Source organism: Pseudomonas sp. PSB18 (assembly GCF_014596565.1).
GTDB lineage: Bacteria > Pseudomonadota > Gammaproteobacteria > Pseudomonadales > Pseudomonadaceae > Aquipseudomonas.
Genome location: NZ_NOIN01000007.1, coordinates 93465 through 114193, shown reverse-complemented (window position 1 = coordinate 114193; position 20729 = coordinate 93465). Strand labels below are relative to the sequence as shown.

General features: G+C 60.7%; 21 protein-coding genes. 10 read left to right on the top strand and 11 right to left on the bottom strand.

The annotated features are described in order from the left end of the window. Both CGA22_RS17765 and CGA22_RS17760 read left to right on the top strand, forming a co-directional pair. The gene (locus tag CGA22_RS17765; protein WP_041023197.1) at positions 1-747 is read left to right on the top strand and encodes a hypothetical protein; all 747 of its coding nucleotides are present in this window, start codon (positions 1-3) and stop codon (positions 745-747) included. 44 nt (positions 748-791) lie between these two features. Further along, positions 792-2075 (top strand): transporter, encoded by a 1284-nt coding sequence (locus tag CGA22_RS17760; RefSeq protein WP_041023196.1) that lies wholly within the window; start codon positions 792-794, stop codon positions 2073-2075. Between the two features lie 136 nt (positions 2076-2211). Here CGA22_RS17760 and CGA22_RS17755 read toward each other — a convergent pair whose 3' ends face one another. Further along, positions 2212-3537: a sigma-54 dependent transcriptional regulator gene (locus tag CGA22_RS17755; RefSeq protein ID WP_041023195.1), complete on the bottom strand. Its 1326-nt coding sequence runs from the start codon at positions 3535-3537 to the stop codon at positions 2212-2214. Positions 3538-3877: 340 nt separating this feature from the next. Here CGA22_RS17755 and CGA22_RS17750 point away from each other — a divergent pair, with 340 nt between their 5' ends. The 3 genes from CGA22_RS17750 (at position 3878) to nhaB (ending at position 7236) form a co-directional block, all read left to right on the top strand. Next, complete coding sequence (locus CGA22_RS17750) at positions 3878-4144, top strand: hypothetical protein (RefSeq protein WP_041023194.1); 267 nt, start codon at positions 3878-3880, stop codon at positions 4142-4144. Between the two features lie 197 nt (positions 4145-4341). Next, positions 4342-5631 carry a hypothetical protein gene (locus CGA22_RS17745; protein ID WP_041023193.1) on the top strand — a complete coding sequence of 430 codons (1290 nt, stop codon included), beginning with the start codon at positions 4342-4344 and terminating at the stop codon, positions 5629-5631. Between the two features lie 102 nt (positions 5632-5733). Further along, entirely contained in the window at positions 5734-7236 is a 1503-nt protein-coding gene (gene nhaB / locus CGA22_RS17740) for a sodium/proton antiporter NhaB (RefSeq protein ID WP_041023192.1), read from the top strand. A gap of 123 nt (positions 7237-7359) precedes the next feature. Here nhaB and CGA22_RS17735 read toward each other — a convergent pair whose 3' ends face one another. The 3 genes from CGA22_RS17735 to gnd are packed head-to-tail and all read right to left on the bottom strand — an operon-like array spanning position 7360 to position 10699. After that, on the bottom strand, positions 7360-8181 hold the full coding sequence (locus CGA22_RS17735; protein WP_041023191.1) for a Cof-type HAD-IIB family hydrolase: 822 nt from the start codon (positions 8179-8181) through the stop codon (positions 7360-7362). Further along, positions 8178-9698, bottom strand: a complete 1521-nt coding sequence (zwf, locus tag CGA22_RS17730; RefSeq protein WP_041023190.1) for a glucose-6-phosphate dehydrogenase — start codon at positions 9696-9698, stop codon at positions 8178-8180. Before zwf ends, CGA22_RS17735 begins: the two co-directional genes overlap by 4 nt. Then, positions 9695-10699: a phosphogluconate dehydrogenase (NAD(+)-dependent, decarboxylating) gene (gnd, locus tag CGA22_RS17725; RefSeq protein ID WP_256223164.1), complete on the bottom strand. Its 1005-nt coding sequence runs from the start codon at positions 10697-10699 to the stop codon at positions 9695-9697. Before gnd ends, zwf begins: the two co-directional genes overlap by 4 nt. A 264-nt stretch (positions 10700-10963) precedes the next feature. Between gnd and CGA22_RS17720 the strand changes: the two genes are divergently transcribed. Together CGA22_RS17720 and CGA22_RS17715 are read left to right on the top strand one after the other, a co-directional pair. Then, positions 10964-11137, top strand: a complete 174-nt coding sequence (locus tag CGA22_RS17720; protein ID WP_162843604.1) for a DUF6026 family protein — start codon at positions 10964-10966, stop codon at positions 11135-11137. A gap of 259 nt (positions 11138-11396) precedes the next feature. Continuing rightward, entirely contained in the window at positions 11397-13136 is a 1740-nt protein-coding gene (locus CGA22_RS17715; protein ID WP_041023188.1) for a phosphoethanolamine transferase CptA, read from the top strand. Between the two features lie 173 nt (positions 13137-13309). On the opposite strand, the gene CGA22_RS17710 is transcribed toward CGA22_RS17715, so the two are convergent. The 4 genes from CGA22_RS17710 to CGA22_RS17695 form a co-directional block, all read right to left on the bottom strand. Then, positions 13310-13804: a GNAT family N-acetyltransferase gene (locus CGA22_RS17710; protein WP_041023187.1), complete on the bottom strand. Its 495-nt coding sequence runs from the start codon at positions 13802-13804 to the stop codon at positions 13310-13312. A 67-nt stretch (positions 13805-13871) separates the two neighbouring features. After that, complete coding sequence (gene zapE / locus CGA22_RS17705) at positions 13872-14993, bottom strand: cell division protein ZapE (RefSeq protein WP_041023186.1); 1122 nt, start codon at positions 14991-14993, stop codon at positions 13872-13874. A gap of 123 nt (positions 14994-15116) precedes the next feature. Then, a complete protein-coding gene (locus tag CGA22_RS17700) occupies positions 15117-15458 on the bottom strand; it encodes a nuclear transport factor 2 family protein (RefSeq protein WP_041023185.1) in 342 nt (113 codons plus the stop codon). Between the two features lie 51 nt (positions 15459-15509). Continuing rightward, a complete protein-coding gene (locus CGA22_RS17695; protein ID WP_041023184.1) occupies positions 15510-16226 on the bottom strand; it encodes a helix-turn-helix transcriptional regulator in 717 nt (238 codons plus the stop codon). 165 nt (positions 16227-16391) lie between these two features. Between CGA22_RS17695 and CGA22_RS17690 the strand changes: the two genes are divergently transcribed. Then, positions 16392-16862, top strand: coding sequence for an LEA type 2 family protein (locus CGA22_RS17690; protein WP_041023183.1), 471 nt, complete (start codon positions 16392-16394; stop codon positions 16860-16862). 1 nt (position 16863) lies between these two features. Here the strand turns inward: CGA22_RS17690 and CGA22_RS17685 are convergent, their stop codons facing one another. Beyond that, positions 16864-17787: a carbon-nitrogen hydrolase family protein gene (locus CGA22_RS17685; protein ID WP_041023182.1), complete on the bottom strand. Its 924-nt coding sequence runs from the start codon at positions 17785-17787 to the stop codon at positions 16864-16866. Positions 17788-17873: 86 nt separating this feature from the next. Between CGA22_RS17685 and CGA22_RS17680 the strand changes: the two genes are divergently transcribed. Further along, on the top strand, positions 17874-18782 hold the full coding sequence (locus CGA22_RS17680; RefSeq protein ID WP_041023181.1) for a LysR substrate-binding domain-containing protein: 909 nt from the start codon (positions 17874-17876) through the stop codon (positions 18780-18782). 3 nt (positions 18783-18785) lie between these two features. Here the strand turns inward: CGA22_RS17680 and CGA22_RS17675 are convergent, their stop codons facing one another. After that, positions 18786-19040, bottom strand: coding sequence for a hypothetical protein (locus CGA22_RS17675; protein ID WP_003181187.1), 255 nt, complete (start codon positions 19038-19040; stop codon positions 18786-18788). A 160-nt stretch (positions 19041-19200) separates the two neighbouring features. On the opposite strand from CGA22_RS17675, the gene CGA22_RS17670 reads away from it, so the two are divergent. Then, the gene (locus CGA22_RS17670; protein ID WP_041023180.1) at positions 19201-19518 is read left to right on the top strand and encodes a YqjD family protein; all 318 of its coding nucleotides are present in this window, start codon (positions 19201-19203) and stop codon (positions 19516-19518) included. A gap of 146 nt (positions 19519-19664) precedes the next feature. Here the strand turns inward: CGA22_RS17670 and CGA22_RS17665 are convergent, their stop codons facing one another. Beyond that, positions 19665-20696 carry an Ldh family oxidoreductase gene (locus CGA22_RS17665; RefSeq protein WP_041023179.1) on the bottom strand — a complete coding sequence of 344 codons (1032 nt, stop codon included), beginning with the start codon at positions 20694-20696 and terminating at the stop codon, positions 19665-19667. Positions 20697-20729: the final 33 nt, after the last annotated feature.

The following is a 20729-nucleotide window of genomic DNA, read 5'->3' as shown; positions in this document are numbered from 1 at the left end:
ATGAAAATTTCACACTGGCTGTCGCTGGCCTGCCTGGCCGCGACCGCGTCGGGCTATGCCCATGCCGGATTCAAACCCATCGAGATCAAGGACCAGGAGCTCGCCGAGCTGCGCGGTCGTTATGTCATGCCCGGACGGGTCATCAGCTTCGGCATCGTCATGAGCAGTACCTGGCGCAACGCCAGCGGCGACCTGATCGGCGCCACCAGCTCCATGCAGATCCAGGCCTCCACCGTCAAACCCGAGTTCTACGTCTCTACCATCAAACAGACCGGCAATGGCAGCGTTCCAGAACAGGGCAGCGGCAACATTACCGGTGGCGCAGGCCTTGGGACGAGCCAGGGCGTGACCCAGAGCGTACGCGCTGCCGGCGACGGCAATACCGCCTACAACAACGTCAACATCAACGTGAAAGAAAGCAACCATCCCCCCGCTCTCGCCCCTTCCCAAGGCCAGTTGCTGACCCGTGGCCAGACCATCAGCGGGAGCAACGCAGCCGGCAGCGTCGCGGTAACAGCCACCGGCAGCGGCGTACAGATGGCGATCCAGGCCAGTCACAACCAGGGCAGCACCTTGCAACAAGTGGCCCAGGGTGGCCTATTGCAGAATACCCGCCTGCTGGGCAACAGCAACCTGGTCAACAACATGACCCAGCTCAATGTCGTGCTGAACAACAACGGCCCCAGTGCCGGGGCGCTGGACTGCAACCTGACGCAGCTACGCGGCCTGCGCAACCTAGGGTATTGAACTACGCTGCTTTCGACCACTGGGCAAATAGGGACGGCATTTTCATGTATCGATCCGTATCGTTGCGCGCTGTAATGTGTCTGAGCACGTTGTTCCCGGCGACCCTGCTGCAAGCGGCACCGGATGCGGACATCGAGGCATTGAAGCAGGAGCTGCTCGAGCTCAAGCAACGATACGAGGTCCAGCAGAAAGCCCTGGCGGTACTCGAACAGCGGGTACGCCAGGTGGAAGACCAGCCCGCCGCTCCACAGCCCAAGCGTCTGGTGAAATCCCCGGCCGACATGAAGGGCAACCAGAATGTGGCCGGCAGCGGCGCGACAACGGCCGGCGGCAGCGGCTACGGGCAGTCCCTCGCCGACGACTCGCAACCGGCCCAGAGCGTCTCCAACCTCTATGACGAGGCCAGCGGCTTCTTTGGTGGCGGCAAGTTCAGCTTCGAGACCGGCGTGACCTATTCGCGCTACGACACCCGGCAACTGATCCTCAACGGTTTCCTGGCCCTGGATTCGATATTCCTGGGCAACATCAACCTGGACCGGATCAAGGCCGACACCTGGACGCTTGACCTCACCGGCCGCTACAACTTCGACAATCGCTGGCAGTTCGACCTCAATGTACCGGTGGTCTACCGCGAATCCACGTACCAGTCCGGCGGTGCCAACAACGGCGCGGCCGGTGTCACCAGTGAGGAAACCGTCACCCGCGATCCCACCATTGGCGATGTCAATTTCGGCATTGCCTACAAGTTCATGGACGAATCGATCAATACCCCCGACGCAGTGGTGACCTTGCGCGTCAAAGCCCCTACCGGCAAGGATCCCTTCGGCATCAAGCTGCGCCAGTCCCCGAGCAACACCAATCTGTTCGTGCCTGAAGATCTACCCACCGGCAACGGCGTCTGGTCGGTCACCCCCGGGCTTTCCCTGGTCAAGACTTTCGACCCGGCCGTGCTGTTCGGCACCCTGGCCTATACCCATAACTTCGAAGAATCGTTCGACGACATCAGCTCCACCGTCAACCAGAAAGTGCCGGGCAAGGTGCGGATCGGCGACAGCTTCCAGATCGGTGCAGGGCTGGCCTTCGCATTGAACGAGAAGATGAGCATGTCGTTCTCGGTATCGGACCTGATCCAGAAGAAAAGCAAGCTCAAGCAGGACGGCGGGGATTGGGAATCAGTGGTCTCCAGTGATGCCAATGCCGGCTACTTCAACATCGGCATGACCATCGCCGCCTCCGACAACCTGACCATCGTGCCCAACCTGTCCATCGGGTTGACCGACGATGCGCCGGACTTCAGCTTCAGCCTCAAATTTCCGTATTACTTCTAGCGCAGGACGAGCACCTGTGTGAGCGAGCCTGCTCGCGATGACGGTAGCGCAGGCACCTCTTTAGTGACTGATCCACCGCTATCGCGAGCAGGCTCGCTCCCACAGGTTTCTCTGGTGACCTTGCTTCAGGAATGATTCAGCGGATCTGATGCTTGTGCAGCAGACGATAGAACGTTGGCCGGGACACGCCCAGCACCCGGGCCGCGACGCTCAGGTTGTCGCTGTGACGGTTGAGCACATCGCTCAGTGCCTGGCGCTCGGCGCGGGTCTTGTAGTCTTCAAGGGTGCCCATCGGTGCGACGATCCCATGATGGCTGGCCAGGCCAAGGTCCCGGGCTTCGATCTGCCGCCCCTCGGCCAGCACCAGGCCGCGGCGGACACGGTTGGCCAATTCCCGGATATTGCCCGGCCAGTCATGCATGCCCATCGCCACCAGCGCATCTTCGCTGAAGCTGCGGGGCCGGCGGCCGGTTTCCTGGCTGTAGAGATGGGAAAAGTGACTGGCGAGCATCGACAAGTCGCCGTGGCGTTCACGCAGGGGCGCCATCACCACTTGCAACACGTTCAGGCGATAGTACAGGTCTTCGCGAAACAGCCGGTGCTCGATGGCCGACTCCAGATCCACGTGGGTGGCCGCCAGTACCCGGACATCGACTGCAATCGGTTGGCTGCCACCGACCCTTTCGATGTGCTTTTCCTGCAGGAATCGCAGCAGATTGGCCTGCAGCTCCAGCGGCAGGTCGCCAATCTCATCCAGAAACAGCGTCCCGCCGTGGGCCGCTTCGATGCGGCCGATCTTGCGCTGGTGGGCGCCGGTGAACGCCCCTTTTTCGTGGCCGAACAATTCGGACTGGATCAGATGTTCGGGAATCGCGCCACAGTTGATGGCAATGAACGGTTTATTGCGACGCAGGGACTGCGAATGCAACGTACGCGCCACCAGTTCCTTGCCGGTACCGCTCTCGCCACGGATCAATACGGGCGACTCGGTGGGCGCCAGTTTGCTCAACAACTTGCGCAATTCGCGAATCGGCTTGCTGTCGCCCAGCAACTCATGCTCGGGGAGTTGGACATGGACCGAGCCCTGCCCGCGCAGACGCGCCATGCCAAACGCCCGACCCAGTGTCACCTGGACCCGTGAGACATCGAAGGGCAAGGTATGGAAATCAAAAAACCATTCGCAGACAAAATCACCCACATTCTTCAGCCGCAGCACTTCCTGGTTGAGCACGGCGATCCACTCGGTACCGCTGCGGCTGATCAATTCCTTGACCGCTTCCGGGCGGTCCAGGTGAAAAGGCTGCAACCTCAACAGCCCCACGTCGCACGTTCGATCGCTGGCATGCTCGAGAGAGCAGCTCTCCACCTGCCAACCAACGGTGCGTAGACCCGGCAACAGACGATGGCAATCATCGCAGGGATCAACCACGAGCAGACGACGTGACGTACTGGCTTCGATCATGACTGATCCTTGGCGCCAAAAATAAGAAATATGAGTAGAAACAGTCGTTTGGCGAACCTGCATGTAACAGTAGCAAGAAGTTGACACACCCTTGTATCAATTGATTATAGAAAACACTTCAAAGTGGTTATAAGCGCGCATTTCGTTAGTTACCCTGTCGCAAATCTTTCATGGCGCTTTCAAACAAAAGGCTTGTTACCGGGTCTGAAAGAAAATCGAAATTTATTCAAAGATTGTGTGACCTGAACCACGGTTCGGAACATCAGTACAAGTAACCCGCCGCACGGTCCGCCCAACCGACGGCACATCATCTGATTGGGCACTTTTATGAGAGAACGCCATGAACGCCCCGCTCCGTATCAACGAAGCTCTTTTGATTGCCGACCGCGCATTTAAACCTTTCCAATGCGTGGCCTGGGCTCCACAGGATGGCAACGGCGAATTGAGCCTGACCGTCGTTGACCGCACCAATACCCATATTGGCCGCACCCAGATTCCAAGCAGTGCCTATACCGATCCAGCCCAACTGGCCAAACTGTTGAAACAGGCCCGCGCCGAATTGAGCCAGGAAGGTTACAAGTTGCAGTCCTGGTCCATGCCGGAATAAGCACCTCTTTTTCGTTTGCCGTCCGAGCCTGTATCGATAGCAGGCTTGGCACTGGGTCGAAAAGCCATTGCTCTGGCACGATTCGCAGCTATTTGTGCAAGGTTTGACAGTTGTGCACTGTCACATTCAGGGATTGAATGTTGCCCTCATGCAGTCATCGCCCCTCCGGGCCGGTCGACGCGAAAGGAGAGGCATGCATGCTCAATCAATTCGCGCCTGAGCTTCCAATGGCGGCGGTCAACGCCGGTCAACTGGATGCAGGCTTTGCCAACAACGGCAAGGCATTGGTCCATTTTTCCGGCAGCACCTCCAGCCTGACCACCGGGTTGACCCTCGACCGCACCGGAAGAATTCTGGTGGCGGCCAAGATCGAGACACCCCGCGGCAGCCGGTTCGGGCTCACACGGCTCAACCATGACGGTTCGACCGATTCAGGCTTTGGAAGCGGTGGCTGTGTCATCGGTTCTTTTGAGCCCGGCTTCGAAGCAACGGCAGGCAAAGTGACCGAATTGCCCGACGGAAAGATTCTGTTATCCGGCCTGCATTACGAAAGCGCTGACCGCACCCTCCCCGCCCTGGCACTGTTCGATCAACAAGGCCGTGCCGTTCCCGGTTTCGGCAACACCGGACAACAAGTGATCCGGATCGAGGGCAATCTTTCCCAAGGCCTGCGCGATCCCTGGCTGCCACCGGGCATACCGGGACTGGAAGCTTGCGACATGCGCGTGCAGGCCGATGGCCGGATTCTGTTACTGGCCAACCATCATTATCAATTCTCCGACCATGTCGGCATCCTGATCCGACTGCTGCCGGACGGCGCACTGGACACCTCATTCAACAGAGGCGGTTTTGTCATGGTCCGGCGCCTGTTGAAAAACACCTGGCTGAGTTGTCTCGCGCTCCAGGCCGATGGCAACATCGTGGTGGGTGGCGCCATCGATCTGCCCCAACAAGGCTTGATGGTCCGTTACGATCCCAGCGGTAAACTCGATGACAGCTTCGGCGAGAACGGCTTCCTGTCCATCGCCAACAACGAGCGCAGCGTGACGATCAACCAGATCGTTCAACATCAGAGCGGTGATCTGCAGGCGTTCGGTAGCAGTCGCGACCCTATGCATTGCCTGTCCCTGAAAGTGCACAGGGACGGTAGGCCGGATCACGAGTGGAACCAGGGTCAGTGCCGGCTCCTGGAGGTCGGACGCAGCGCCAGCCTGTGGACCGCCGCGCAGGTTCAACCCGATGGAAAACTGGTGACCGCCGGAGCCACGCTCGGGGGTATCGAGGCCGACTTCGTCCTGGCCCGGCATCTGCCGGACGCCAACCTCGATCCGCTGTTCGGCCACGGCAAAGGCTGGGTTCGCACGCGACTCGGCTACAGCCTGGACACCGCCACCTCGCTCGCGATACAGGCCAACGGAAAAGTCCTGGTGGGAGGCCACTCCCTCCACGGTACCTACCGAGCCGTGGTGACCCGGTATTGGGCCTGACCCGGAAAGTACCGATCGAAGATGAAGCGGTATGAATTCCTACGCTTGATATTCCTCATTGCTTACGGCAAGTTGCGCGCTTCTAAATAAAAGGAGCAGCCGATGTCCGGTTCCATGGCTCAGGCTTTCGCCCACAACTTCCTTGGGCACTCACCACGCTGGTACAAGGCGTGCATCGTCACCTTCCTGATCATCAATGCCCTGGTGCTGTGGACCCTCGGTCCGGTCGTGGCGGGCTGGATACTGGTGGTGGAGTTCATTTTCACCCTCGCCATGGCCCTCAAATGCTATCCATTGATGCCCGGCGGCCTGTTGATGATCGAAGCCCTGGCATTGGGCATGACGACCCCCAAGGCGCTGTACGACGAGTTGCTGCACAACTTCCCGGTGATCCTGCTGCTGATGTTCATGGTGGCCGGGATCTACTTCATGAAGGACCTGCTGCTCTTCCTGTTCTCCCGTCTACTGCTGGGCGTGCGCTCCAAGGCGCTGCTGGCCCTGATGTTCTGTTTCCTCTCGGCCTTCCTGTCGGCCTTTCTCGATGCGTTGACCGTCACCGCAGTCATCATCAGCGCCGCGGTGGGTTTCTACTCGGTTTATCACCGCGTCGCTTCGGGGAATGATCCCCGCCAGGACAGCAGCGTCGATGAAGACCAGGATCTACCCGTCTTGCACCATGGAGATCTGGACCAGTTCCGGGCATTTTTGCGCAGTCTGTTGATGCATGGCGTCGTCGGCACCGCGCTGGGTGGCGTCTGCACCCTGGTAGGCGAGCCGCAGAACCTGCTGATCGGCCATGAAATGGGCTGGCATTTCGTGGACTTCTTCGTGAAGGTCGCGCCCGTATCGCTGCCGGTACTGGCCGCCGGGCTGGTGACCTGCATGGCATTGGAAAAGCTGCGGTGGTTCGGTTACGGCACCCTGCTGCCGGATAACGTTCGTGCCGTGTTGGCCGACTATGCGGAGCAGGACAACCGCGAGCGCAACTCACGACAACGCGCGGCCCTGATCGTCCAGGGTATCGCCGCGCTGTTCCTGATCGCGGCCCTGGCCCTGCATATTGCAGAAGTCGGCCTGATCGGCCTGACAGTCATCGTGCTGATCACCACGTTCACTGGCATCACCGATGAGCACCGACTGGGCAATGCGTTCAAGGACGCGATGCCGTTCACCTCGCTGCTGGTGGTGTTTTTTGCGGTGGTGGCGGTGATTCACGATCAGCAGTTGTTCACGCCACTGATCCAATGGGTACTGGCCCTCCCCGCCAATCAGCAGCCTGGCATGCTGTTTATCGCCAACGGCCTGCTGTCGGCCATCAGCGACAATGTGTTCGTGGCAACCATCTACATCACCGAGGTGAAACAAGCCTTTGTCTCCGGCCACATGAGCCGCGAACAGTTCGAGACCCTGGCGGTGGCCATCAACACCGGCACCAACCTGCCCAGCGTTGCCACGCCTAACGGCCAGGCCGCCTTCCTGTTCCTGCTGACCTCGGCCATTGCGCCGCTGATTCGCCTGTCCTATGGCCGGATGGTGTGGATGGCGTTGCCGTATACCGTGGTCATGGGGGGGCTGGGGTGGTTTGCGGTGACTTACTGGTTGTAGGGCATGCATCTCACAGCCAGTGCGAAACCCTTGTGGGAGCGAGCCTGCTCGCGAAGGCGGCGCATCAGTCGACTCAATGCTGACTGACCCACCGCTTTCGCGAGCAGGCTCGCTCCCACAGGGTTATCGAGGCAGGATGTACCGCTCGATTGCCAACGCGGCGCCATCCTCGGTAACGGATGCGGTAATCACATCAGCCTGGCGCTTGATCGCCTCCTCGGCCTGCCCCATGGCAATCGACAGACCCGCGCGGTGGAACATCGCCGGGTCATTGCCGCCGTCCCCCATCGCTGCCGTCTGCTCCAGCGGCACGTCCAGGAATGCCGCCAGGGTCGACAGCGCCTCGCCCTTGTTGGCTTGTATCGCCGTAACGTCCAGGTAGATCGGTTGCGAACGCGACACCTGGGCCTGGCCCTTGAGCAACGGATGCAAGCGGGCCTCCAGTTCGACCAGCAGGTCCGTATTGGCGCTGGTGGCGACGATCTTGTCGATGCGCTCCAGGTAGGGTTCGAAACTCGCCACTTCCACCGGCGGATAACCCAGACCACGGGTTTCCACCGGCACCATCGGCCCGTGGGCGTCACGCACCAGCCAATGGCCATCGGCAAACACCCAGACCTCGATGCCGGGCTGATCGGCGTACAGCGCCAAGGTCGTCAACGCCACCTCGGGTGGCAGGTAGTGCACGGCGAGGAAACTGCCGTCCGGATGAACCAGCGTACCGCCGTTGAATGCCGCCGTGGGCAGGTCGACCCCCAGGGCTTCGATCTGCTGCAACATCGCCCGGGGCGGCCGTCCGGTGGCGAGGCTGAACAACACACCGGCCTCGCGCAGGGATCGAACGGCTTCGATGGTGCGCTGGTTGAGGCTGTGATCGGGTAGAAGCAGCGTGCCGTCCATATCGCTGAGCAGAAAACGGATGGGGTGTTTCACTTGATCACTCATCCGAGGTCATGCCAGGCGCGACCATCGCGTGCCAGCAGGTCATCGGCGGCGGCCGGGCCATCTTCTCCGGCCTTGTAGGGCTGGAGGGTCGCGTCCTGCTGCCAGGCATCGAGAAACGGCTGAACGGCACGCCAGCCATTCTCGATGTTGTCGGCACGCTGGAACAGGGTCTGGTCGCCGGTCAGGCAATCGTAGATCAGGGTTTCGTAACCCGTGGATGGCTGCATTTCGAAGAAATCCTTGTAAGCGAAGCCCAACTCTATATTCGCCATGTCGAGCGTCGGCCCCGGCCGCTTGGCCAGCAGATCGAACCACATGCCTTCATTGGGCTGGATTTGTATCTTCAGGTAGGTAGGTTGCAATTCATCGACTTCAGTATCGCGAAACTGCGCATACGGCGCTGGCTTGAAACAGATGACGATTTCCGTGTCCCGCACGCTCATGCGCTTGCCGGTACGCAGATAAAACGGCACGCCCACCCACCGCCAGTTGTCGATCATGACTTTCAGCGCGACATAGGTTTCGGTGTTGCTGTCGGCCGCCACATTGGCTTCCTGACGATACCCGCTCACCGGCTTGCCATCGATGGCGCCAGCGATGTACTGGCCGCGCACCGAGTTGGCGCGAGCCTGCTCCACCGACCAGGGTCGAATGGCGCCGACCACCTTGGCCTTCTCCCCTCGAACCGCGTCGGCACCGAAGGCGGCCGGCGGCTCCATGGCCACCATCGCCAGCAGCTGGAACAGATGGTTGGGCACCATGTCCCGCAGGGCGCCGGTATGCTCGTAAAAACTGCCACGGGTTTCCACCCCCACCGTTTCGGCGGCGGTGATTTGCACGTGGTCGATGTAATGATTGTTCCAGAACGCTTCGAACAAGCTGTTGGAGAAACGGCTGACCAGGATGTTCTGTACGGTTTCCTTGCCCAGGTAATGGTCGATCCGATAGATCTGCTTCTCGCTCATGACCTTGAGCAAGCAGGCATTGAGCGCTTCAGCGGTGTGCAGATCAGAGCCGAACGGCTTTTCGATCACCACCCGCCGAAAGGCGTCGGCCCGTTCCTCAAGCAACCCGGCCGCACCGAGGCGGCGGACCACCTCACTGAAAAAACGCGGCGCGGTCGCCAGGTAGAACACCGCATTGCCGGTACCGCTGGCGGCGATCTTCGTCGCCAGCGCCGCATAGGTGCTGTCGTCGAGGAAATCACCCTGCACGTAGCTGATGCCTTTGGCCAAGCGAGCCCACAGCACCGGGTCGAGCGCACGGCCGGCATCGCCGCCCTTGCTCGCTGCTTCGTGGCGGATGAAGTCCTCGAGTTTCCTGGCAAAGTCCAAGTCGCTGATGGCGTTGTGATCAACGCCAATGATCTGCAGTCCATCCCCCAGCAACCCGTCACGACTGAGGTGGTACAACGCCGGCATCAGCAGGCGCTTGACCAGATCACCATGGGCACCGAACAAAAACAACGTGGTCGGCGGCGCGGGTTCTGCCTTGGATTTCCTGCCGATCGAGGTCATTTTTTCGGCGTCTCCACATGGCCGCCGAAGCCGAAACGCATGGCGGACAGCATTTTGTCGCCGTAGGTGCTCTGCTGGCGGGAACGGAAACGGGCGAACAGCGAACTGGACAGCACCGGCACTGGCACTGCCTGCTCGATGGCCGCCTCGATGGTCCAGCGCCCTTCGCCACTGTCGGCCACCTCACCGGAAAAGCCGTCCAGCTTCGGATCGCTGGCCAGGGCATCCGCGGTCAGGTCCAGCAACCAGGACGAAACCACGCTTCCGCGTCGCCAGACTTCGGCGATATCGGCCAGGTTGAGGTCGAAACGCTGCTCCGGCGGCAGGCTTTCGCTGGACTTGGTCTTGAGAATATCGAAGCCCTCGGCGAAGGCTTGCATCATGCCGTACTCGATGCCGTTATGGATCATCTTCACGAAATGCCCGGAACCCGCCGGGCCGGCATGGATATAGCCGCGCTCGGCGCGATCGTCGTCGGACTTGCGGTCACGGGTGCGGGGAATATCGCCCATGCCCGGCGCCAGACTGGCGAACAGCGGGTCCAGGCGCGTCACCACGTCGGCATCGCCGCCGATCATCATGCAATAACCGCGCTCCAGGCCCCAGACGCCGCCGGAAGTGCCCACATCCATGTAGCTCAGGCCCTTTTCCGACAGCGCTTGGGCGCGACGGATGTCGTCCTTGTAATACGTGTTACCGCCATCGATGATCACATCACCTGGCTCCAGCAGCGCGCTGAGCGCGTTGATGGTGTCTTCCGTGGGCGCGCCGGCCGGCAGCATGACCCAGACCGCTCGCGGTTTTTCCAGCCCGGCCACCAGTGCTGGCAAATCCGCCACGCCCGTGGCGCCTTCCCGGACCAGATTTTCGACGAACGCGGCATTGCGGTCATAGACCACCGTGGCATGCCCATTGAGCATCAGGCGCCGCGCAATATTGCCGCCCATGCGGCCCAGTCCAATAATCCCGAGTTGCATGTGCTGATGCTCCCTACTACAAATAAAGGTAAGTCAAAGGTTTAGCTTCAATATGATTTGGCTGCGACAAATGGAGGTTAGTCCAGAGCCTTGCTGCATAGTTTCCGGTTAATTCGTGCGATCACAAGGGGGTATCGCTTCAAACTCGGTTGAAGGCACGACGACCATGAAAAATAAAAAAGTTCCATTCACGAGCAAAAGAAATCAGAATCGGCGCCGATAGTAGGGTGTCGACCAAAAAAGCTGGCGACATCTCTATAGTTGATGTAGCCATTTGCGAGGTGAGCAATGGACCCAGTCGTTACCGCACGTCCTCCCCAAACCCTTTACGTGACCATTCGTCGCGACGAATTGCGCCTTCTCAAGGAAGAACGCGATCTGCTGCTCGATGAAGTGACTCAGTTGCGCATGCAGTTACAGCACGCCCAACTGTCCCATCAGGGCCAGGCCCTGGCTCGATAATCGCTCCACGGATGCAACACAAGGAAGTGACATTGGTAAACCGGTGTCGCTTCCTACAGACCCTGAACAGGTGCCTGTGGGAAATCTCCTCACCTAAAGTGCATTCGCACCCGGGCTATCGTTCCATATCGAAAAACTCACAAAGTTTTCACAACGATTTCGGGATACTCCCGGCGTTCAGGGTGGTCGGCGCATGCCTGCGGTTACCAATCCGGTGCCGACAGCTTCGTCGGTGTAGATAAAAAGGCTGGAGCGCTTGATGAGTCTGTTCAAACGCAGCAAAACGACTGCGAAAGGTTTCGATTGGGCCGGGTTCGGCTGGCTTTTTCTTTTCTTCTGGTATTTCTCGGGCATTACTCAACTGCTTATCCTGTTGAGCGATACCTCCGGCTTCTCCGGGTTTCGCCAGGCATTCACCGTGAGTGCGGTGTGGCTGGCACCCATGCTGCTTTTCCCTGCCCGCACCCGCCTGCTCGCCGCACTGATCGGTATCGTGCTGTGGGCCTGCTCCATGGCCAGCCTGGGTTATTTTTTCATCTATCAGCAGGAATTCTCCCAAAGCGTCATCTTCATCATGTTCGAATCGAACGTGGCTGAAGCCGGCGAATACATGACACAGTATTTTGCCTGGTGGATGGTGCCGGCGTTCCTCGCACATACCGCAGTGGCCTACTTCCTCTGGACGCGCTTGCGCCCGGTGTACCTGCCCCGCGGCCAGGCCTGGGTGGCGGCCGTCGTGATCCTGGGCGCCGTGGTCGGTTACCCGCTGGTCAAGCAAACCCAGCGCGCTGGCAGCCTGGCCGGCGGCCTGGAAAAATTCGAAGACCGCATCGAGCCGGCCGTTCCTTGGCAGATGCTGGTGGCCTACCGTCGTTACGGCGAGCAGTTGGCTAGCATGCAAGGCATGTTGCAGAGCGCCAGCAAGATCGAGCCATTGCGCAACCTCAAGGACACCATGGCCAACCAACCGGCTACCCTGGTGCTGGTGATCGGCGAGTCCACCAATCGCCAACGCATGAGCCTGTATGGCTACCCGAGGGAAACCACGCCGGAGCTGGACAAACTCAAGGACCAACTGGCGGTCTTCGACAATGTGATTACGCCACGTCCGTACACCATCGAAGCACTGCAACAGGTCCTGACATTCGCCGACGAGCAGAACCCGGACCTGTACCTGACGACCCCTTCGCTGGTCAGCATGATGAAACAGGCGGGCTACAAGACCTTCTGGATCACCAACCAACAGACCATGACCAAGCGCAACACCATGCTCACGACGTTCTCCCAGCAGGCCGACGAGCAGGTGTACCTGAACAACAACCGCAACCAGAACGCCGCGCAATACGATGGCGACGTAATTGCACCGTTCAACAAAGCCCTGGCCGATACCGCGCCACGCAAGCTGATCGTCGTGCACCTGCTCGGTACTCACATGAGCTACCAGTACCGGTATCCACCGACCTTCAACAAGTTCACCGACCGTCAGGGCGCACCAGCGGGCCTGCGCGACGATCAGGTGCCTACCTACAACAGTTACGACAACGCGGTGCTGTACAACGACTTCGTGGTTTCCAGCCTGATCAAGGACTACGCCAAGAGCGACCCCAACGGCTTTCTGTTGTACCTGTCGGACCACGGTGAAGACGTGTTCGACTCAGCGGACCACACCACCCTTGGCCGCAACGAAGGCAAGCCCACCGCGCCGATGTACACCATTCCATTCATGGCCTGGGCTTCGCCCAAGTGGCGCGAAAGCCATGACTGGAACTTTGCCGGCGACCTGTCCCGGCCTTACAGCAGCTCTCAGTTGATCCATACCTGGGCAGATTTGGCGGGATTGAGTTTCGATGAGCTGGACCGCAGCAAGAGCCTGGTCAGCAGCGACTTCCAGGCCCGACCGCTGTTGATCGGCAACCCGTATCAACGCCAGCACAAGGCGCTGATCGACTTCAGCCTGATGCAGCCCAAGGCGCCGGTGGCCAAGGTGGTTCAGCAGTAACTGCAAAAGTGTCGGCACAGCCGGCACTGTCATCACTGCCCCAGCGCTTTCGCGAGCAGGCTCGCTCCCACAGGGAACGTCGGTGAATATGGATTTGTGTCCACCGAGATCAATGTGGGAGCGAGCCTGCTCGCGAAGGCATCGCTCCATTCAGCCTATGCATAGGGCACCTGTCACAGGGGCTTGGTCCAGAACAGCATGCGGCCGTGGGCCGGGTCGAACATGCCGGCGGCAAAGCCGAACTTCGAATAGCTGGCCTGGGCCACGGCATTGCCCTCAAGCACTTCCAGGGTGATCTTGCAGCAGCCGCGCTGGCGAGCGATGTCTTCGACTTTCTGCAACATCTTCTGGCTCAGACCCAGCCCGCGAAACGCCTTCATGACGGCGACATCATGAATATTCACCAGCGGTCGGCAGGCAAAGGTCGAAAAACCTTCGAAACAATTGACCAGCCCCGCCGGCTCGCCGTTGACGAAGGCCAACACGCTGAACGCATGGGGGCGCTTGGCCAGTTCTTCCGGCAGATGCAGCAGGACTTCGGCCGACAGCGACTGGCCACCGCCCATGGGGTCCTCCGCATAGCCATTGAGCACGTGGCAGATCGCTTCGGCGTGAACCGGATTGGTGTAGCTGGCTTGCAGTACGAGAACGTCCTTGGCTTCTTCCATGACCTTGCATCTCTCTTCGCGGGTACGGCGGGTAGTACCGACGGATGGGGTCGTCGGCGGGTACAGGTCAGGCGGGCTGACCGAAACGTTGCAGCTGCATCTCTTGGAGGCGACTGAGAGTACGGCGAAACGGGAATTGCAGATAGCCCTCGGTGTACAACTGATCCATCGGCACCTGGGCCGACAGGTAGAGCGGCACCTTGCGATCGTAGCATTCGTCGATGAGGGCAATGAAACGTCGCACGCCGTCATCGTGGACCGACAATTGCGGTAGTTCGCGATCCCCCGCCTCGACCCGCTCGACGCCGTCCTCCGTACCACGGGCAATACGCCCTTCGCGCTGCTCTGCACTCAGGCAGGGCACATCGCTGAGCAGGATGGCCTTGTAGCGGTCGCACAGCCCCATGAAATCCAGGGCCGAGAACGGTTGCTCGCACAGATCCCGGTAGCGGCTCCAGAGCACCGTGTCACTGGCCTTGACCGGCTCCAGCAGACGATGGCCGACTTGCACCGGATCACTGCTGGACAGTTGCCCCGCACTCAATCGTTCGAAAACCTCCCCCAACGGATCCGGTTGCCCGGCGCCCCGTAGCCAATAACGCTGCTGCAGCGCGCCCGGGTGCTGGCGATGATCCTGCCAGCCGTTCACCGGCACGACTTGCATGTGCTGCTTGATCGCCGTGATGGTCGGCAGGAACCGTTCACGGTTGTGGCCGTTGGCATAGAGTTCTTCGGGCGGCAGGTTCGAGGTACTCACCACCACCATGCCCAACTCGAACATGACCTGGAACAGCCGTCCGAGGATGATGGCATCGCCAATGTCGGTGACGAACAGCTCATCGAAACACAGCACCCGCACTTCCCGGCTCAGCTCCCTGGCCAGGGCCTGCAACGGGTCCGGCGTACCCGTGAGCTGGAACGAGCGTTGGTGCACCCAGGCCATGAAGTGATGAAAATGCTGGCGACGGGCCGGAACCTGGAGACTTTCATGGAAGCGATCCATCAACCAGGTCTTGCCACGCCCCACCGGGCCCCAGAGATACACCCCCTTGATCGACTTGCGTCCCTCGTGCAACGCCTTGTGGCATTGCTCCAGGGTCATGATCGCCAACTCCTGGGCCTCATCCTGGACAAAACCGTGGTGTTCGATGGCGTGCTGCCAGGCACTCAAGGGGGAGTCGAAAGTCATGCGGCCCGGGTCCGGAAGAGGAAGGGGCTGAGTATGCCATGCTGGACAATGAACGATCACGCGAACCGAGCATGGGACTTGTGGCGAGGGGATTTATCCCCTCGCCACAGGAGCTCGCTCCTTTTAAATCGAGATATCCAGCCGGCTGATCTTGCCCTGCTCATCGAGCCGGAAGGTGTACCGCAACTCCAGCGGACTGCCGGGGAACGTGCCCGAGATCAGGTTGTGAACCAGCACCTTGCCCGTGCGTTGCTGCACGTTGAGCACCTCAACCCGCGGTTGGAAGCGACGGGAAGTGTCTTCCATCCATTGGATGATGGCCTGGGTGCCGGCCCGGTGCTGGCCCTCATCGAACACGTTGGCATCCTCGGCAAAAAAACGCGTCACCGCCGAGCTGTCACGGGCATTGGCGGCCGCGATGTAGCCGGCGATGGCCGGGGCCAGGGAAGAGACGGGATTGGACATGGTAGGCTCCTTTTTTTTATCGAACTGGCACCATGCTAGAACACCCTCATGTCAGTTCTTGTCAGGAGTGAAGCGCCCGGTGTCGTCCAGTTTCATCGACTTCATCCAGGCCCGCAGCAAGTCGCTGCGCCTGCCGGGATAGCGTTCGCCCTGCTCGGTGGCCGACGCAATCCGGTCGGTGCGAAAGGTCCGGTAGGCACCACGCAATTCGCACCAGGCCACCACCACCCGCGCCTCGTTGAAAAAACCCAGGGCCAGCGGCCAGATCAGCCGCTGGCTCGGCGTGTTGTTCACGTCGGCGTAATCAATGTGCAACTTCGCCTGAGTACGGATGGCCTGGCGATACACGTTCAGTTCCACCGTATTCTGCGGATACCCATACCCCGGCGGACCGGGCAACACCGTAGGATTGCGCAAGGCGTCCCGTACATCCGGGGCCAACACCGCGGCGACCTTCGCCAAGGCGTCGGCGGCCGCCTTGCCCAACACCTCATCGCCGCGCTGATCCACGTAGCGCAAGCCCAGTACAATGGCTTCTATTTCATCGGCGGTGAACATCAGTGGCGGCAGGAACAGGCCGCTGCGCAATACGTAGCCGATGCCCGCCTCGCCCTGGATCGGCGCCCCAAGGGCGGTCAGCTCGGCAATGTCGCGGTAGAGCGTGCGCTCGGACACCTTCAACTCTGCCGCCAATGTCGCTGCAGTGGCCGGGCAGCGCTTGCCGCGCAAGACTTGCAACAAGGTGAGCAGCCGAGAAGTACGGGACACGATGGGCGATCCGGAGGAAAAAGTTGCTGCAGATTAGCAGAGGCTGTTGTCAGAAACTGTCAGGAGCCCAGCGCCTATCTGGATTTGGAGTACTTTGTGGCAGGGTTCTTCGCTTGCCTTTGGGTGTGAGTTATCGTGACCAAAATTTATCGTGAGAGTACGCCCATGCGCAGAATCCCCGGCCTGTTCCTTTTACTGACACTGCTCAGCCTCAGTGCCTGCGCCCTCTTCCCGCACCGCGACCCGCTGAACATCAACGTGGTCGGCATCGAACCCTTGCCCAGCCAGGACCTGGAGATGCGTTTTGCCGTGAAGCTGCGCCTGCAGAACCCCAACGAAACTGCCATCGAATACAACGGCGTGGCGCTGGACCTGGAGGTCAACGACCGCACGCTGGCGACCGGGGTCAGCGACCAGAGCGGCTCCATTCCACGCTATTCCGAAGCGATCTTGAGCGTCCCTGTGAGCATTTCGGCCTTTTCGGTGCTGCGCCAGACCCTCGGCCTGAGCCAGGCCCAGGGTCTGGATAACCTGCCCTATGTGCTCAAGGGCAAGCTCTCCGGGGGCCTGTTCGGCACCATGAGCTTCGTCGACCGTGGAACCCTGGACTTGCCGGGATCCGCGGCGACCTGGTGATTCACGCGGTGAACCGCACGCCGGGCCGGGCCCGCTCATCCACCACCAGTTCGAACACGTCCGGCCTGGCGTAATGACCGACCACGTCATAGTCATAACGCGCCCGCACCAAGTCATCGGTATCGATTTCGGCGGTCAATAGACCCGCCGTGTCCTTCAGCGGCCCGGCCAGCACATCCCCCATGGGTCCGACGATCACGCTGCCGCCAGCGATCAATGGACGCTCCGCCGGCCAGTGCTCGACATCGATGCCCAGCGCCTGAGGCGAGGCCTGGACCTGGCAGGCGCTGACCACAAAGCATCGCCCCTCGTGGGCAATGTGACGCATGGTCACCTGCCACATCTCCCGTTCATCCACCGTCGGCGCGCACCAGACCTCCACACCCTTGGCATACATCGCAGTGCGCAGCAGCGGCATCATGTTTTCCCAGCACACCGCCGCGCCGAGCCGCCCGACCTGGCTGTCGAGCACCGGCAATGTCGAACCATCGCCCTTGCCCCAGATCAGCCGCTCGGTGCCGGTGGGCATCAATTTGCGATGCTTGGCCACCAGCCCCGCATCAGGTTCGAAGTACAGCGCCGTGCAATACAGCGTACTGCCGGCCCGTTCGATGACGCCCAACACCAGACTGGCTCCCGTGCGCGCCGAAAGCCCGGCCAACGCCTCGGTTTCTACGCCCGGTACGTCGATGGCATTGGCAAAGTAGCGGGCGAATGCCTCACGCCCCTCCGGCAGCCGGTAACCCAGTCGGGTCCCGAACCCTTCGCCCTTGGGGTATCCACCCAACAGGGCTTCGGGCATGACCACCAGGCGGGCGCCGGCCTGTCGTATGGCATCTTCGTAGGAAAGGATCTGCGCCAGTGTCTCGTCCTTGCCGCCAGGCAAGGAACCGATCTGCAGGGCAGCCACAATGGATTTGGGCATGGGTGTTCAACTCCTTGGTCATCAGGTGTTGCTGATTCTCAGCCGTCGGCCGATCATGAATAAAGCCCCATACATTGCTAAACGATATGAACAACATGAATATCGACAAGCTCGATCTCAACCTGCTCAAGACCTTCGAAGCCCTGCACGACGAATCCAGTGCCAGCCGCGCCGCCCTGCGCCTGGGCGTAACCCAGTCGGCCATCAGTGCGGCGCTGCGCAGATTGCGAAAGGTGTATGACGATCAACTGTTCGTGCGCACCGGCCGTGGCCTGGCGCCGACGCTGCGGGCCAATCAACTGAAGCCCGTGATCAGCGAGGCCCTGGACAAGTGCCGCCAGAGCCTGGCGATGATCGATCCGGATACCAATCATTACGACGGCCGTTCGGTCATCGTCGGCCTGTCCGACGACTTCGAGCTGGCCTATGGCCGCCGGCTGATCGAGGAAGTGGCGCGACGGGCGCCGGGGTTGCGCTTGATTTTTCGCCAGACCCACAGCCAGATCGTCGGTCGCAACCTGATGGAGCGAAATTTCGACCTGGCGATCACGGCGGGTGGTTTCACGGAACGGCTACTCAGCCGCCTGGTATTGGGCGAAGGCGACTATGCCTGCCTGGTCGACCCGGCGAGCCTGGAAGAGGACCAGCAGAGTCTCAGCCTGGAGGCGTTCGTGGGCCGCGAACATCTGCTGGTGTCATCGGGCGGTTTCATCGGCATCACCGACGAAGGTCTGGCCGGGCTCGGTCTGAGCCGCAAGGTGTGTGCCTCGACCACGCATTTTGCCGCGTTGCCGTTCCTGCTCAAGGGCAGCCGGGCCGTGGCGACCATTCCGGGCCACGCCGCGCGGGCCATCGCAGCGTTCGGTGACCTGGCGTTGCTGCCCTGCCCCCTCGCCTTGCCCCGTTACCCCATCGAACTGGGATGGCGAACCCACACCCAGATGGACCCGGCGGTGGTCAAGGTTCGCGAAGCCATTGTCACGACCTTTGCGTGAGGTTTACTTGTTGGCGGCCATCAGGCGATTGACCTCACTGCGCACCATGTTGGCGTATTCCGGAGGGGACATGCCGTCCAGCTCGGCACGTACCCACTCGGCCCATTTGCCTTTGCGCTTGGAGCGCTCGCCAAACAGCCGGGCGGCGTCGCCCTTTGCCTTACCCAGGTTGTTCTGCCATAGCTCGAACAGTCGGGATTTTTCATCTTCCAGCGCGGCGCGCTCGGCCAGCGGCTTGTCAGCCAGATTGAAACTCATGGACATTACCTGTTGCGTAAATAGGCGACATCTTACACCTTGCGGAGAAACGTCTTAACCATCATTTAGGCTTGGCCATGCTGGCAACACCAGCCACTGCAACTTTTGCACAAGCGCAACACTCCACTGTTCACGGTAATCATCAGCAAGGAGTAATTCGATGGCTCGTAGACCTACCGCGCAAGCGAACGGAGAGCAAATCAAGGATCAAGTGTTCAGTGAACTGAAGGCTTTGATCGAAGAGTCGGAGAAACTGCTCAAGAGCAGCGACTCACTGGTCGGTGAGGATGCCGAAGACCTGCGGGGCCAGATTTCCCAGAAACTGCAGCAGGCCCTGGACTCGGTCGCCAGCGCACGGGAGCGTACCCGGCCCATGGTCGATGCCACTGAAATCTACATCGGCGGCCATCCATGGCAGACCGTAGCGATTTCCGCCGGCTTCGGGCTGGTGGTGGGCTTGTTGCTCGGACGGCGTTGAACGACAAACCCGTGGGAGCAAAGCTTGCTCGCGATAGCGGCGGACCGGCCAATCCAGTTCGACTGACTGACCCAATCGCGAGCAAGCTTTGCTGCCACAGGCTTGTGGCTTAAAACCGACTGTTATCAGGCAACCATTGCTTTGGATTACAACCCTGCCAATTCCCGCAACTGGGTCAGGGTCTGCTCATCCAGCGAAATCCCATGCTGATCGGAATGGCTGCGCTCCCTATGCCGGCGATCCCCCGGCAACCGCCGCAATCCCACACCCTGCATTTGCCTGACGAGCTCCTGGCTGCGCTCGGCAAAGTTCTGCCCGGCGGCCTTGCTAGGGTCGATCACGATCAGCAACTGCCCGGTCCACGGCGTCTTGGCCCCTGGATGGTTGTTCCAATCGAATTCGAAGGAGAAGTTGCCCCCGGTCAGGGCCGCCGCCAGCAGCTCGACCATCATCGACAACGCCGATCCCTTGTGTCCGCCAAACGGCAGCAGCGCGCCGCCCTGGAGAATCGCCTTTGGGTCGCAGGTCGGTTGGCCGAGGCTGTCCACTCCCATGCCTGGTGGTAACGACTCGCCCTTGCGGGCGGCAATCTGTACGTCGCCATGGGCGATGGCGCTGGTGGCCAGGTCAAATACAATCGGCTCGCCGCCGGCCCGTGGCGCGGCGAAGGCAATGGGATTGGTGCCGAACAACGGACGGTCCGCGCCATGGGGTACCACGCACGTCATGCTGTTGACCACGCTCAACGCCACCAAGCCTTCGTAGGCAAACGGCTCGACGTCCGGCCAGAGGGCGGCGAAGTGATGGGAATTGCGGATAGCCAACACCGCGATACCGGCACTGCGCGCCTTCTCCACCAATAACGGTCGGGCAGCGGCGAGGGCTGGCTGGGCAAAACCGTTTCCGGCATCCACCCGGACGAAGCCCGACGCGACGTCTTCGACCACCGGTACGGCCTGACCGTTGACCCAACCGCTGTTCAGTGTCGAGACATAGCCAGGCATACGAAACACCCCATGGCTGTGGGCACCGTCGCGCTCCGCGCGGGCGCAGTTTTCGGCCAGGGTGCGGGCGACCTCGGCCGAGGTGCCATGTCGCAGGAATATCTTCTCCAGCAGTCCCACCAGGGCGTCAAGAGACAAAGGGCCGGAACCGGCGTGATCGGATAGCGCAGACATCTGAAGCTCCAGAATGATTGTTGGAGGTAGCCG

What these genes read in the sequence shown, in the direction of transcription:
- CGA22_RS17765 (WP_041023197.1), top strand. Translation starts at nt 1, where the DNA reads ATGAAAATTTCACACTGGCTGTCGCTGGCCTGCCTGGCCGCGACCGCG.
- CGA22_RS17760 (WP_041023196.1), top strand. Translation starts at nt 792, where the DNA reads ATGTATCGATCCGTATCGTTGCGCGCTGTAATGTGTCTGAGCACGTTG.
- CGA22_RS17755 (WP_041023195.1), bottom strand. Translation starts at nt 3,537, where the DNA reads ATGATCGAAGCCAGTACGTCACGTCGTCTGCTCGTGGTTGATCCCTGC.
- CGA22_RS17750 (WP_041023194.1), top strand. Translation starts at nt 3,878, where the DNA reads ATGAACGCCCCGCTCCGTATCAACGAAGCTCTTTTGATTGCCGACCGC.
- CGA22_RS17745 (WP_041023193.1), top strand. Translation starts at nt 4,342, where the DNA reads ATGCTCAATCAATTCGCGCCTGAGCTTCCAATGGCGGCGGTCAACGCC.
- nhaB (WP_041023192.1), top strand. Translation starts at nt 5,734, where the DNA reads ATGTCCGGTTCCATGGCTCAGGCTTTCGCCCACAACTTCCTTGGGCAC.
- CGA22_RS17735 (WP_041023191.1), bottom strand. Translation starts at nt 8,181, where the DNA reads ATGAGTGATCAAGTGAAACACCCCATCCGTTTTCTGCTCAGCGATATG.
- zwf (WP_041023190.1), bottom strand. Translation starts at nt 9,698, where the DNA reads ATGACCTCGATCGGCAGGAAATCCAAGGCAGAACCCGCGCCGCCGACC.
- CGA22_RS17720 (WP_162843604.1), top strand. Translation starts at nt 10,964, where the DNA reads ATGGACCCAGTCGTTACCGCACGTCCTCCCCAAACCCTTTACGTGACC.
- CGA22_RS17715 (WP_041023188.1), top strand. Translation starts at nt 11,397, where the DNA reads ATGAGTCTGTTCAAACGCAGCAAAACGACTGCGAAAGGTTTCGATTGG.
- CGA22_RS17710 (WP_041023187.1), bottom strand. Translation starts at nt 13,804, where the DNA reads ATGGAAGAAGCCAAGGACGTTCTCGTACTGCAAGCCAGCTACACCAAT.
- zapE (WP_041023186.1), bottom strand. Translation starts at nt 14,993, where the DNA reads ATGACTTTCGACTCCCCCTTGAGTGCCTGGCAGCACGCCATCGAACAC.
- CGA22_RS17700 (WP_041023185.1), bottom strand. Translation starts at nt 15,458, where the DNA reads ATGTCCAATCCCGTCTCTTCCCTGGCCCCGGCCATCGCCGGCTACATC.
- CGA22_RS17690 (WP_041023183.1), top strand. Translation starts at nt 16,392, where the DNA reads ATGCGCAGAATCCCCGGCCTGTTCCTTTTACTGACACTGCTCAGCCTC.
- CGA22_RS17685 (WP_041023182.1), bottom strand. Translation starts at nt 17,787, where the DNA reads ATGCCCAAATCCATTGTGGCTGCCCTGCAGATCGGTTCCTTGCCTGGC.
- CGA22_RS17680 (WP_041023181.1), top strand. Translation starts at nt 17,874, where the DNA reads ATGAACAACATGAATATCGACAAGCTCGATCTCAACCTGCTCAAGACC.
- CGA22_RS17675 (WP_003181187.1), bottom strand. Translation starts at nt 19,040, where the DNA reads ATGAGTTTCAATCTGGCTGACAAGCCGCTGGCCGAGCGCGCCGCGCTG.
- CGA22_RS17670 (WP_041023180.1), top strand. Translation starts at nt 19,201, where the DNA reads ATGGCTCGTAGACCTACCGCGCAAGCGAACGGAGAGCAAATCAAGGAT.
- CGA22_RS17665 (WP_041023179.1), bottom strand. Translation starts at nt 20,696, where the DNA reads ATGTCTGCGCTATCCGATCACGCCGGTTCCGGCCCTTTGTCTCTTGAC.